This is a genomic window from Arenimonas alkanexedens (assembly GCF_054781355.1).
Genome location: NZ_BAAGUO010000001.1, coordinates 340,325 through 352,420, shown reverse-complemented (window position 1 = coordinate 352,420; position 12,096 = coordinate 340,325). Strand labels below are relative to the sequence as shown.

General features: G+C 69.3%; 14 protein-coding genes. 4 read left to right on the top strand and 10 right to left on the bottom strand.

Annotation, left to right across the window (positions count from 1 at the left end):
- Nucleotides 1-39: 39 nt before the first annotated feature.
- Nucleotides 40-873 (bottom strand): 16S rRNA (cytidine(1402)-2'-O)-methyltransferase, encoded by an 834-nt coding sequence (rsmI, locus tag ACYVGY_RS01625; protein ID WP_460455745.1) that lies wholly within the window; start codon nucleotides 871-873, stop codon nucleotides 40-42.
- A gap of 63 nt (nucleotides 874-936) precedes the next feature.
- Between rsmI and ACYVGY_RS01620 the strand changes: the two genes are divergently transcribed.
- From ACYVGY_RS01620 to ACYVGY_RS01605, 4 genes are all read left to right on the top strand, one after another.
- Nucleotides 937-2,685, top strand: coding sequence for a penicillin-binding protein activator (locus ACYVGY_RS01620; RefSeq protein WP_460455744.1), 1,749 nt, complete (start codon nucleotides 937-939; stop codon nucleotides 2,683-2,685).
- Nucleotides 2,669-3,046, top strand: coding sequence for a YraN family protein (locus ACYVGY_RS01615; protein WP_460455743.1), 378 nt, complete (start codon nucleotides 2,669-2,671; stop codon nucleotides 3,044-3,046). Before ACYVGY_RS01620 ends, ACYVGY_RS01615 begins: the two co-directional genes overlap by 17 nt.
- A gap of 306 nt (nucleotides 3,047-3,352) precedes the next feature.
- Complete coding sequence (locus tag ACYVGY_RS01610; protein ID WP_460455742.1) at nucleotides 3,353-3,775, top strand: hypothetical protein; 423 nt, start codon at nucleotides 3,353-3,355, stop codon at nucleotides 3,773-3,775.
- Nucleotides 3,776-3,960: 185 nt separating this feature from the next.
- Nucleotides 3,961-5,349, top strand: coding sequence for an FAD-binding oxidoreductase (locus ACYVGY_RS01605; RefSeq protein WP_460455741.1), 1,389 nt, complete (start codon nucleotides 3,961-3,963; stop codon nucleotides 5,347-5,349).
- Between the two features lie 36 nt (nucleotides 5,350-5,385).
- On the opposite strand, the gene ACYVGY_RS01600 is transcribed toward ACYVGY_RS01605, so the two are convergent.
- The 9 genes from ACYVGY_RS01600 to ACYVGY_RS01560 form a co-directional block, all read right to left on the bottom strand.
- Entirely contained in the window at nucleotides 5,386-5,547 is a 162-nt protein-coding gene (locus tag ACYVGY_RS01600) for a hypothetical protein (protein ID WP_460455740.1), read from the bottom strand.
- Between the two features lie 71 nt (nucleotides 5,548-5,618).
- Entirely contained in the window at nucleotides 5,619-5,840 is a 222-nt protein-coding gene (locus ACYVGY_RS01595) for a hypothetical protein (RefSeq protein WP_460455739.1), read from the bottom strand.
- 10 nt (nucleotides 5,841-5,850) lie between these two features.
- On the bottom strand, nucleotides 5,851-6,015 hold the full coding sequence (locus tag ACYVGY_RS01590; RefSeq protein WP_460455738.1) for a hypothetical protein: 165 nt from the start codon (nucleotides 6,013-6,015) through the stop codon (nucleotides 5,851-5,853).
- Nucleotides 6,016-6,284: 269 nt separating this feature from the next.
- Nucleotides 6,285-6,776, bottom strand: coding sequence for a phosphatidylglycerophosphatase A family protein (locus ACYVGY_RS01585; RefSeq protein WP_460455737.1), 492 nt, complete (start codon nucleotides 6,774-6,776; stop codon nucleotides 6,285-6,287).
- The gene (gene thiL / locus ACYVGY_RS01580) at nucleotides 6,776-7,735 is read right to left on the bottom strand and encodes a thiamine-phosphate kinase (RefSeq protein WP_460455736.1); all 960 of its coding nucleotides are present in this window, start codon (nucleotides 7,733-7,735) and stop codon (nucleotides 6,776-6,778) included. The genes ACYVGY_RS01585 and thiL overlap by 1 nt, the downstream gene beginning before the upstream one ends.
- The gene (nusB, locus tag ACYVGY_RS01575; RefSeq protein ID WP_460455735.1) at nucleotides 7,735-8,196 is read right to left on the bottom strand and encodes a transcription antitermination factor NusB; all 462 of its coding nucleotides are present in this window, start codon (nucleotides 8,194-8,196) and stop codon (nucleotides 7,735-7,737) included. The genes thiL and nusB overlap by 1 nt, the downstream gene beginning before the upstream one ends.
- Nucleotides 8,193-8,660 (bottom strand): 6,7-dimethyl-8-ribityllumazine synthase, encoded by a 468-nt coding sequence (gene ribH / locus ACYVGY_RS01570; protein WP_460455734.1) that lies wholly within the window; start codon nucleotides 8,658-8,660, stop codon nucleotides 8,193-8,195. Before ribH ends, nusB begins: the two co-directional genes overlap by 4 nt.
- Before the next feature lie 31 nt (nucleotides 8,661-8,691).
- Entirely contained in the window at nucleotides 8,692-10,818 is a 2,127-nt protein-coding gene (locus tag ACYVGY_RS01565; RefSeq protein WP_460455733.1) for a peptidase domain-containing ABC transporter, read from the bottom strand.
- Complete coding sequence (locus ACYVGY_RS01560) at nucleotides 10,815-12,065, bottom strand: HlyD family efflux transporter periplasmic adaptor subunit (RefSeq protein WP_460455732.1); 1,251 nt, start codon at nucleotides 12,063-12,065, stop codon at nucleotides 10,815-10,817. Before ACYVGY_RS01560 ends, ACYVGY_RS01565 begins: the two co-directional genes overlap by 4 nt.
- Nucleotides 12,066-12,096: the final 31 nt, after the last annotated feature.

The following is a 12,096-nucleotide window of genomic DNA, read 5'->3' as shown; positions in this document are numbered from 1 at the left end:
GGGGCGGATTGTCGCACGCCGGGGGCGGCCGCGCCGGAATCAGGCCTCGCCGCCGTACAGGGACTTGCGCGGCGCCCCACTGAGGTCGGCCGCCAGCTTCGCCGCCACCGAGGGCTTGAGGTGTTCCGCCAGCTTGGCGTAAAGCCGCTGCCCTTCGATCAACCTGGCCGCCGTATCGTCCTCGCAGCCTCGGACGACGAGCACGAACTCGCCTTTGCGCTGGTTGTCGTCGGCGGCGACCTTGCCCGCGATCACGTCGAGGCTGTCGCCAAGCACGGTCTCGAACAATTTCGTCAGCTCGCGTCCGAGAACCGCTTCCCGATCGCCGCCGAAAGCCGCCACCAGGTCTGCGAGACTGTCCTGGATGCGGTGCGAACTTTCGTAGAAGACCAGGGTGCGGGTTTCCCGTGCCAGCGCCGCCAGCCGCTCACGCCGGGCGGACGCTTTCGCCGGCAGGAAGCCTTCGAAGCAGAAGCGGTCGCTCGGGATGCCGGCCACCGACAGCGCGGCAATCGCGGCGCAGGCGCCGGGGACAGGACTGACGGCCAGCCCCGCCGCACGCACCTCGCGCACCAGCCGGTAGCCGGGATCGCTGACCAGCGGCGTGCCGGCATCGGACACCAGGGCCAGCCGCTCGCCGTTGCGCAGGCGTTCGACCAGCTTCCAGGCGATCTCACCTTCATTGTGTTCATGCAGCGCCAGCAGCGGGCGCTCGATGCCCAGCGCCACCAGCATCTGCCGGGTGTGCCGGGTGTCCTCGGCGCAGATCGCGTCCACCGAGGCCAGCACCTCGCGCGCCCGCGCGCTCAGGTCGCCGAGGTTGCCGATCGGCGTGGCCACCACGTAAAGCGTTCCTGCCTGGGTCGTCGCCATGACCGCGCCCTCCTTGTGCACCGGGGTATCATCTTAGCGGCATCATCCTCCCGGACCCCGACCATGCTGCGATCTGCTTCCCTGCTGTTGGCGCTTGCCCTGCTTTCCGGCTGCGCCAGCGTCACCGTTTCGCCCTCCTCCCCGGTGGCAGGCGAACCGGCCGCCACTCCCGCGGCCAGGCTGGCCGCCGACGGCCAGCATCGCGAGGCTGCGCGGGCCTACGCCGCCGAGGCAGGCGATGCACGCGGCAGCGCCCGTGACCGCAGTTGGCTCTATGCCGCCGACCAGTACCTGCTGGCCGGCGACGCGTCGGCCGCCGAACAGGCCCTGACCTTGGCCAATGCGCGGCGGCTCGAGGGTCGCGACTTACTGCTTCACGCCTTGGTGAGCGCACAGTTGGATGTCGCGGCCGGACGCCACGCGGCCGGCCTGGCCCGGCTGGCGCAGCCGCGTGAATCGGTCCCCGACCGCCTGCGCATTCGCTGGCACAGCACGCGCGCTGACGCACTGGCGGCCACCGGGCGCAGCTTCGACGCCGCCGGCGAGCGCGCCTGGATGCATGATTCGCTGGACCGCGCCGAGCGCATCGACAACCTGCGCCGCATCGACGAACTTCTGCGCACCCTGCCCGACGCCAGCCTGGTCGCCGGCAGCACGGCGCTTGCGGTGGGCCATCCGCTGTACCGATATGCCGGCCGCGCCCTGACCCAGCGCGGGCTGCCGCTGCCGCGCCCCTACGACCGCAGCGTCTCGGCACCCGGCATGGAGAGCCTGCCCCCCGCCGAACCGGATGGCTATCGTCCGCCCGAGCGCCTCGCCGCCCTGCTGCCGCTCAGCGGTTCGCTCGCGCCGGCGGGCCAGAGCGTGCGCGACGGCCTGCTGGCCGGCTACTACGGCGAAATGCGCCGACGTCCGGAACTACGTTTCTACGACACCGCCGGCCCCGAAGGCGTGCGTGGTGCGCTGACGCAGGCACAGGCCGATGGCGCCCAGATGATCGTCGGCCCGCTGGGCCGCGACCAAGTGGATGCCATCTTCAGCCTGCCGGAGCTGGACCTGCCGGTGGTCGCGCTCAATCGCGGCGGTATTGCGCCGCCGCCGGGCAGCACCACGTTCGCGCTGGCGCCGGAAGACGAAGGCGTTGCGGCCGCCGAGCGCCTGCTCGATCGCGGCTTGCGCCGCATCCTGGTCGTGACCCAGGCCGACGAAAGCGCGAACCGCGCGCTGCTCGCCTTCCGCGAGCGACTGATTGCCGGCGGCGGCGACATCATCGGTGAGGTCGTGGTCAGCGACGGCAACCCCGACTATGTGCCGGCGCTGCAGCAGGCGCTGGGCGGCACCCGGCCGGATGGCGTGTTCCAGCCGCTGCGCGCGGCCCAGGCGCGCCTGTTGGCCAGCCAGATGGACACCGCGGGACTGCTGGGCGTGCCGCGCGTCGCCACCTCACTGATCCTGGCTGGCGCCAACCTGCGCATGGACGTCGAGCTCGACGGCATCGAATACCCGGAACTGCCCTGGCTGCTGGGCCTGCGCGGCGGCATGCCCGACGCCGAGTCCCTGGGCCGCAGCCTGCCCAGCGCCCAGGGCGGCGGCAGCCGACTCTTCGCCTTCGGCATGGACGCTTGGAAGTTGGCGGCTTATGCCGACCTGCTCGCGCGCGACCCCGCGGCCGAAGTCCGCGGCGCTACCGGCGAACTGCAGGTCGACGGCTTCGGCCTGGTGCAGCGTCGCCCGGCTTGGGCCGTATTCAGTGGCGGCCGCTCGCGCCCGGCGCTGGACGGTGCGCTGCTCCCCGATGCCGGCACGCCCTGACCGGCAAGTCCTGGGCGCCGCGGCCGAAGCCGCGGCACTGCAGCACCTCGAAGCCGCCGGCCTCCGCCTGCTGGCCCGCAATGCCCGCTTCAAGGTGGGCGAACTCGACCTGGTGATGCGCGACGGCGACACCGTCGTGTTCGTCGAGGTGCGCCTGCGCAACGCCAGCCGCTTCGGCGACGGCTTCGATTCCGTGGACCGCCGCAAGCGCCAGCGCATGGTGCGCGCGGCCCAGGCCTGGTTGGCGGGCCGCCCGGCGCTGGCGAACCAGCCCTGCCGGCTGGACGTGGTGTCGGTGCGAAGTGCGGGGCTTCGTTTGTCGCTTGACTGGTGCCAAGCCGCCTTCTCGTCCGGAGACTGACTGCAAGTGGCCGGCACAGCGCTAACCTTCCTCGGCGCCCGGACCATTGCAACTGCAACTGGACCACCTTAACTGTCAGCCTTGGTGATCCTGGCCAATCCCCTCTCTAGTCACCAGCAGCGCTGGTTAATAGGAAAAAATAGCGGCAAAAAGCACTCTCGCCACCATTGTGCGAACCTCCGTGGAAAGGCATTCTCCGACCCTATTCCAGTGCCGACTCGGGCAGCTGGCGTCGAGACAGGGAGACCAGATCGTGAGGCACATCGGCAGCAGCGCGCTCGGGATCAAGCCGGAGGTTGGTACGCCATGACCGACAGGTTTCTCACTTCAAGCGCCGCAATAGAAAGCCTGAAAGCGCCAGAGAGTGGCGGGGTCGAACAGTGGGTTTCCTGCCACGAAAGCGATGGTTTTAGGTTTATTTCTTGGATCCGAATTGTTCAAGAGAAAACGTCGTCACCCGGAAAGTGGACTGTTTACCAAAAGACGAGCCTCGACGTAGGAAACGAGGATTTCATTGATCTCGATGAGTTTGAGGAAGTGGGCGACCCAGACGAACCAGAAGGCAAGAGATACCTATGTGATTCTGTAGAGCAGGCCCTATCGCTTGCATCCTCTCTTGGCGCAGATCAGGGTCGCTATGTTGGCTACGGTGAACTTCAGTTCGTCTATCGCGATTTTTTCCTCGCAAACGGTCCTCCGAAGAGGGGGGCGGAGGACTGGTTCAGGTAGGCCGACAGCGCCGTGAAGCCCTGCGAGTCTGAGGTGCTGTCACATCCTCGGATTGCGGCGGCGTGCCATCGAACTTTTCAGTGCGGCGGTCGTTCAGGCCAATGAGAGCGTCAGGACCGAATTGAGTGGGGTAGACGTGGCAATCTCACGGCCATCGGGCAACTGAGTCACGCTAGAATTCAGACATGGCCGGAGCCGAGTCGTCCAACTTCCTCGACACCCTTTCGCGAATTCTTGGCGAGCACGGGCTACTTTTGGATCCGTCGGAACGGCTGGCCTACGGCTACGACAACTCACGCCGGCACGGCTTGCCGCTGGCGGTGGCACTGCCAACCACGGCGGCGCAGGTGCAGGCCATCGTGCGGCTGTGCCGCGCGAACAAGCTGCCGATCGTTGCCCGTGGGCGCGGGACCAACACCACAGGCGCCAGCGTGCCGGGCGAAGATGCGCTGGTGCTGTCCTTCGAGCGGATGAACCGGGTGCTGGACATACGGCCCGGCGATCGCGTCGCCGTGGTGGAGCCGGGACTGCTCAACGGCGACTTGCAGGCGGCGCTGGCGCCGCACGGCCTGTTCTGGCCGCCTGACCCGACCAGCGCCGGCTTCTGCAGCATTGGCGGCAACCTGGCCTGCAATGCCGGCGGCCCGCGCGCGGTGAAGTACGGCGCGACGCGCGACAACGTGCTCGCGCTCACCGCCGTCACCGGCAGCGGTGAGCTCGTGCACTTCGGCGCAGGCACCACCAAGGGCGCCAGTGGCTACGACCTGTCGCGCCTGTTGATCGGCTCCGAAGGCACGTTGGGCCTGATCGTCGAGGCGACGCTGAAGTTGACGCCCGTCGCGTCACATCGCCGCGCCCTGCGCGCGCTGTACGCCGATGTCGAAAGCGCCGCAGCCGCGGTGGCGCGACTGATGTCGCAGCCGGTGACGCCCTCGATGCTTGAATTCATGGACGGCGACTGTGTGCGCCTGGCGCGCGAGGTCGGTGGCGCCGACCTGCCGCCGGCCGGGGCGTTGCTGATGATCGAAGCCGACGGCGAGGACGCGGTGCTCGACGCCGCCGTCGCCGCGCTGACCGCCGCCGCCCGCGGCCCCGGCTGCCTGGACGTGGCCAGCGCGCCGGACGAGGCGGCGCGCGAAAAGCTCTGGGCCGCCCGCAAAGTGCTGTCCCCTGCCCTGCGCACGCTGGCGCCGGGAAAGATCAACGAAGACGTCGTGGTGCCGGTATCGCGCATCCCCGAACTGGTGGCGGCAGTGCGCGCGGCCGCCGCCGCGCAGCAGCTGAGCATCGTCAGCTTCGGCCATGCCGGCAACGGCAACCTGCACGTCAATATCCTCTACGACCCTGCTGATACGGATCAGGCGGCCCGCGCCGACGCTGCGCTGGAAGCGGTATTCGACGCCGTGATCGCCCTCGGCGGACAAGTCTCCGGCGAGCACGGCATCGGCCTGGTGAAACGCGAGCTGTTGGTCCGTTCGCTGACGCCGGCCACGGTCGGCCTGATGCGCGCCATCAAGTCGCAGTTTGATCCCGACGGAATATTGAATCCGGGCAAGGTGCTGCCGCCGGTCTAGTCCGGGGCCGGGCGAGACCGACGTCCGATACGCGGGTCAGCGATCGGAGCACTCGGCCGCCAGGCGTGAGGCTTCGGCCGAGGCCGCCTGGGCCACCTGCCAAATCGCGTCGCGCGCCAGCCACCCGCCCACCAGCAACACCAGTACCGAACCCACCAGCAGCACGCGCCGGCGCACCAGATTGCCTGTGCTTTGCATGTTTCCTCTCCTCGTGGTCGACCCGGGCGGATCCGGCGACCCCGCCAGGGGCCACCGGACCCTGCCCCGGGTCAGTGGTTGTTGTTGAAGTGGATGATGGCGCCGACGACGGCGCCGACCGGCGAGATCAGGCCGCCAATCGTGGCCTCCTTTGACGCCAGGCCGTGCAGCACCTTGCCGAGACCGTCGCCAATGGTTCCCGCGACCGAGCCATCGCCGCCGCTGCCGCTGCCGCCCGGCTCACCATCGCCACCGGCCACCTGTGCACAGGCCTTCATGTTGAGAATGTCCATGGTCGTCTCCTTAGGGATTGCCGCATTCGGCGTCGAGGTCGGCCATTTCCAGCGCCGCCTCGGAGGCGACCTCGGCCAGGGCTTCGCGGTTGCTCCAGAGGAAGGTCGCCATCTTGATCAGGGCGCTGTTGCCGCCGCTGACCTGGGCCGTTTGCGAAGGGGTCATCACGTTCATGGGTGTCTCCCGGAATGCCTGCGGTTTGCAGGCGCCTCCATCACATCAGCGCGGCCGCGATCGCGATGCCGGCCGTCGCCGTCGCAGGGCGTCGGTCGAGGCTGCATCGGAAGGTAGCGACCTGCGTCATGCGGCAGCAGCAGTTACCGACGACATGTCCGCATTGCCCGATCAGCCGCGATGGCCAAGGCGATGTTTTCGCACGCAGATACCGCCGGGCCCATCGGCGACCGGATCAGAATCGGGTGAGAGTTTTCCGACGCCGGGCGTCAGCGCAGCAGGAAGGCCGCCAGCTGCAGCAGGCCCAGCGCCCACAGGCCCGCCAACGCGTCGTCGAACATCGCGCCGAAACCGCCGTGCAGCCGGCGATCCGCCCAGCCCACCGGCCAGGGTTTGGCGATGTCGAAAATCCGGAACAGCACGAACGCCGCCAGCACCCAGGGCCAGCCGGCCGGCAGCAGCAGCAGCGCGATCCACATGCCGATGTATTCGTCCCAGACCACCAGCGACGGATCTTCGATCCGGGTTTCGCGGATGGCCCAATGCGAGGCCCACACGCCGATGCCGAAGCCCACCGCCAGCACCGCCAGGTAGGCCGAAAGCGGGAGGTCGCGCAGGAAAAACCACCAGGGCAATAGCGCCGCCAGGCTACCTACGGTGCCGGGCGCACGCGGCGCGAATCCCGCGCCAAAGCCAGCGGCAATCCAGCCCAGCGGATGCTTCATCAGGCGCCGGCGCGTACCTATGGGGAGGACAGCCATCAGTGAACTCCCTGGAAATGCTGGAAGCCAGCCTGCGCCGGCGTGTAAGCCTCGCCTTCCGGCGTGATGAAGGCCAGGCCCGGGTCCGCCAGCACTTGACCGATCACGCTCGCACCGAGCCCGCAGGCCGCCAGCGCCTGCTCGATCGCAAACGCCACCGAGGCCGGGGCGGTGAAGCAGAGCTCGTAGTCATCGCCGCCGGAAAGCTGCAGCGGCCAGCGCTGGGCTTCATCGAAGTGGTCGGCCAAGGTGCGCGAGGTAGGCAGCCGGCCCAGGTCGATCCGCGCGCCAAAGCCGCTGGCACGCAGCACGTGGCCGAGGTCGGCGGCCAGGCCATCGCTCAGGTCAATGCCAGCGGTAGCCAGCTCGCGCAGCGCCAGCCCGGCCGACACCCGCGGCGTCGGGCGGTCGAGTCGATATCGCAGCTTGGCCGAGAAAGGTCCGCCCGCGCGCCACTGCGCCAGCGCACCGGCCGCGTCGCCCAGGGTGCCGGTGACCCAGATCTCGTCGCCGTCCCGCGCGCCGTCGCGACGCAGGGCCTGGCCGGCCGGCACCAGGCCGTGGGCGGTGACCGTGATCGACAGCGGCCCGGAGGTGGTGTCGCCGCCGACCAGGCTGAGCTCGTGCTCATCGGCCAGCTCGAGGAATCCGTCGAGGAAACTGTCCACGAAATCGCCATCGGCGTCCGGCAGCGTCATCGCCAGCATGCACCAGGCCGGCGTGGCGGCCATCGCGGCCAGGTCGCTGAGGTTCACCGCCAAGGCTTTCCAGCCCAGGTCGGCGGCGCTGGTTCCGGGCGGAAAGTGCACGCCGGCCACCAGCGTATCGCTGGTTACCACCAGCTCGTGGCCGGGCGGCAGACGCAGCACGGCGGCGTCATCGCCGATGCCCAGCACCACGTCGGGGCGACGCCGCGCGCGGGCGCGGATCCGGTCAATCAGGGCGAATTCGCCCGGCATCAGCCGCGACGCGGAGCCTGGGCCTCGGCCGAGCGCCAGGCCGCGGCGGCATGATCGAGCACGCCGTTGACGAAGGTGTGGCCGTGCTCGGAGCCGAAGCGCTTGGTGGTTTCGATGGCTTCGTTGATCACCACGCGATACGGCACGTCAATGCGGTGGCGCAGCTCGTAGGCGGCGATGCGCAGTACGGCGCGCTCGATCGGGTCGACCTGGGCGATATCGCGATCGAGGTAGGCCGACAGCGCCTGGTCGATCGTGGCCAGGTTGGCCTCGACGCCGCGCACCAGGTCTTCGAAATACTCGGTGTCGGCCACTTCCATGTCCTGCTCGTTCTGGAATTGCTCGATCACCTTGTTGATGGCTGTATGCGACAGCTGCCAGGCGTAGATAGCCTGCAGCGCGCGGCGGCGGGCGCGCGAACGCGCATGCGGGTCAACGCCGTCGGGACGGGGATGCTTCATTCGAATTTTCCGATCAGGTTCGCCATCTCTATGATGACCAGGGCGGCTTCCTCGCCCTTGTTGCCGTGGTTGCCGCCGGCGCGGGCCTCGGCGTGGGCGTACTCGTCCACCGCCAGCACGCCGTTGGCCACCGGTACGCCGGTGTCCACGGACACGCGCATCAGGCCGCGGGCGCACTCATCCGAGACCTGCTCGAAATGGCGGGTGTCGCCGCGCACCACGCAGCCCAGGGCGACGATGCCGGCGTAGCCCATCCGGTCGATCGCGTGGGCGGCCGCCACGGGCAGCTCCCAGGCGCCGGGCACGCGGATCACGTCGACGCTGGCCGGGTCCACGCCGTTGGCCTCGAAGGCCTTGCGCGCACCGTCCACCAGCACATCGGTGATGCGCGGGTTCCAGCGGCTGGCGAGGATGGCGTAGCGGGCAGAGCCGGGGCTCTGGACGTCGCCTTCGTAATGGCTCATCGGTCGGGGTCGCGGCAGAAAGGGGGCTAGTTTACCCCGCGGGCAGGGGGGCCGCCTGCCTGATGACGGACCGACGGGCAGACGGGGCGGATGCCCCCGCCTCGACCCGCCCCCCGCACAGCACCAGCACGCGGTCAGCCGAGGCGATGGTTTCGGGCCGATGGGCGATGATCAGTCGGGTCAGCCTAAGCCGCTGTACGGCGGCATTGACCAGGCGCTCGCGCGCAAGGTCCAGATGGCTGGTCGCCTCGTCCAGGAACAGCAGCCGCGGTCGACGATAGAGCGCGCGCGCCAGGATCACCCGCTGCTTCTGCCCTCCCGACAGCGTGGTCCCCATGTCGCCAATCAGGCTGTGGTAGCCCATCGGCATGGCGACGATCTCGTCGTGCACCGCCGCCAGCCGCGCCGAGGCCTCGACCCGCGCCGGGTCCAGGTCGGCTTCGCCGTCGCCAAACGCGATGTTCTCGGCCACCGAGCCGGCGAACAGCTGGTCGTCCTGCATCACCGCGCCCACCCGCGCGCGATAGCCACGCAGGCCGAGCCGCACGATGTCTTCACCGCCCAGGCGCACGCATCCTTCGGTCGCGGGAAGCAGACCCAGCAGCAGCTTGAGCAGGGTGGTCTTGCCGCATCCGGAGGCACCGACGATGGCGACCGACTCGCCGGGCTCGACGACGAAACTGCAGTCCCGGATCACCCAGGGCTCGCCGTCGGCGTAGCGATAGCCCAGCCCGACGACCTCGAGCCGATCGCCGGCGGGCGCCGGCCGCGCGGTCGCGGAACCGGGATCGTGCTCCGGCGCGCTGAGCACGATGTCCGCCAGGCGCTCACCGTGCAGGCGCAGCATGCGGAACTCCACGACCTTGTCTATCAGGGCCGTGACGCGCGCCGCGAACTGGTCCTTGTACGCCAGGTAGGCGATCAACATGCCCACCGAGAACACACTGTCCATCGCCAACCGTGCGCCGATCCAGACCACGGCGATGCGTTCGATGCCGAAGATGGCCTGGCTGGCGGTGTTGAAGCCCAGGCCCAGGCGCGACAAGGCCAGCTCCTGGTTCACCGTTTCCACCCGCAGGTTCTGGAAGCCGGCCTGCCGCCCAGATTCCTGGCCCGCCAGCTTTATGCTCTGCATGCCGCGCAGCGACTCCAGCAGATGCGAGTGCTGCAGGGACGCGGCCAGCAGATGCTGTTCGGTGTGGCGACGCAAAGGCCGATACGCCAGCGTGCGCAGCGCAAGGTAGAGCAACACCGCCAACAGCGTCAGCGCCGCCAGACGCGGGCTGTAGATCAGCATCATCGCCAGCGTGGCCACCGCCATCAGGCCATCGATCAAGGCTTCGACGAAACTGCTGGTCAGGGTGCGCTGGATCGCCTGCACCGCGCCCAGCCGCGAGACGACGTCGCCCAGGTGACGCTGCTCAAAGAAGGCCAGCGGCAGCCGCAGCGCATGCGCGAACACGTTGCCGGCCCACTGCAGGCCAAGCCGGCTGGACAGAAATACGACCGCCCAGCCGCGCAGCAGTCCGATTCCCACCTGTATCAGCAGCGCCAGCCCGAAGCCCAGCGCCAGCAGCGCCAACAGGTCGCGATCACCGGACACCAGCGCCTGGTCCACCACCCACTGCATGAAGAAGGGCGCGACCAGCACGAACACTTGCAGCGCCAGCGAGAGCAGCAGCAGCTGCGACAGCGAACGCCACAGTCCGCGTACCGGGCCCGTCAGCTGCGACAGCGTGACCGCCGGCGGCGCGGGGCGCGCCTGGAACGCTGCGCCCGGCGTCAGCTCCAGGGCCACGCCGGTAAAGTGTTGGGACACCTCGGCGTGACTCAGGCGCCGCAGGCCCAGGGCCGGATCAAGCACGGTTACGTGGCGCCGGCTGACCCGGGACAAGACTACGAAGTGGTTCAGATCCCAGTGCAGGAGGCAGGGAGTCTCGAGCTGTACAAGCTCCGGAATCTCGAGCCGAAGCGCGCGCGCCTGCAGATTCATGTCCTGCGCGATGGCGATCAGCCGAGCCAGCGTCGCTCCCTTCAAGGACAGCGGAAAACGACGGCGCAGGTCGGCCAGCCCGCGGCGATCACCGTGATGCGCGGCCACCATCGCCAGGCAGGCCAGCCCGCATTCCGCGGCCTGCGTCTGCCGGATCGGTTTCATGGCGCGCGCGCCACGGTGCCCGCCAGCGCGTAGAGCGGCTCGATCGCCCACTCCCACAGACGGCGGCGCTCACCGAGGATGTCCGCTTCGAGCTGCATCCCGGGCTTCAGGGCTTCGTCACGGCCATAGGCGCGAACACTTTGCCGCTCGAGCGCCACCACGATCCGGTACATCGGCTCGCGGCCGCCCCCGTGGTCCACGCCAGCCAACGCGCTGCGCGAGATCCGTTCGACCCGCCCCGACTGCAGGCCGAATTTCTGGAAGGGAAAAGCGGCGTAGCGAAGCAGAACCGCGTCGCCGGGCGAGACAAAGCCGACGGCGCGGCTCGGCACCAGCAGATGCGCCTCGATCCGGCCACCCGACGGCAAGACGCTCAGCAGGTCCTGACCCGCCTGCACCGACTGACCTTCCAGCGCCAACAGGGTGCTGACCACGCCCGCCACCGGGGCCGTGATGACGGCCTGGCCACGGGCGCGGTTCTCGAGGGATTCCTGCACCAGGGCGGCGCGCTGACGCCCCGCGTCGGCGTCCAGCGCGTCCCGTCGCGACGGAATCTCGGCCAAGCCTTGCTGCAGCTGGGCCAGCAGTCGCTTCAGGGCCATGGCCTGTCGGGTCAGCGCCTGGGTCGCCGCCAGCAGCTCCAGCACCTGGGCCTGTTGCTGATGCAGCTGCAGATCGCTGACGAATTGCCGATGTCGCAAGGCTTCGAAGCGGTCCAGCGTGGCCTGCGCCAGCGCCTGCTGGCGACGCCGGGTATCGAGCTCGCGCTCGACCTGCGCCAACTCATCGCGCGCGGCCGCCTGCTGCGCCGCCAGCCCGTCGCGCTGCGCGGCGAGCTGCGCGCGCTGGGACATCAGGTTTTCACCCACCTCGTGCTGGCGCACCGTGATCGCAGCCTGCACGGCCCGAGCGGTATCGCCGGCCACCAGCGTGGCGCGCGGGGCGTCCAACACCGCCAGCACGTCGCCCGCCGCCACCGCCGCGCCTTCCGCCACGCGCACATCCACCAGCACGCCGCTGCTGGGCGCCAGCACCTGGGCCTGGCCGAGGCTGGGCACCAGCACGCCGGCGACCCGGGTACGCCGGGTGTAGTCGCCCAGCGCAAACACCAGCGCCACGGCGCTCGCGCAGAAGCAGGCGAACACCGTCAGGCTCCACAGCGACAAGGGCTGACCCAGAACAATACCGCCCAGCCAGCGGCTGCCGCGCGCCTGCATCACTTCGGGCCGGAACAATGGCTGCGCCATGGGCCTACCTCCTGAGGGAAGGCCAGCCTAA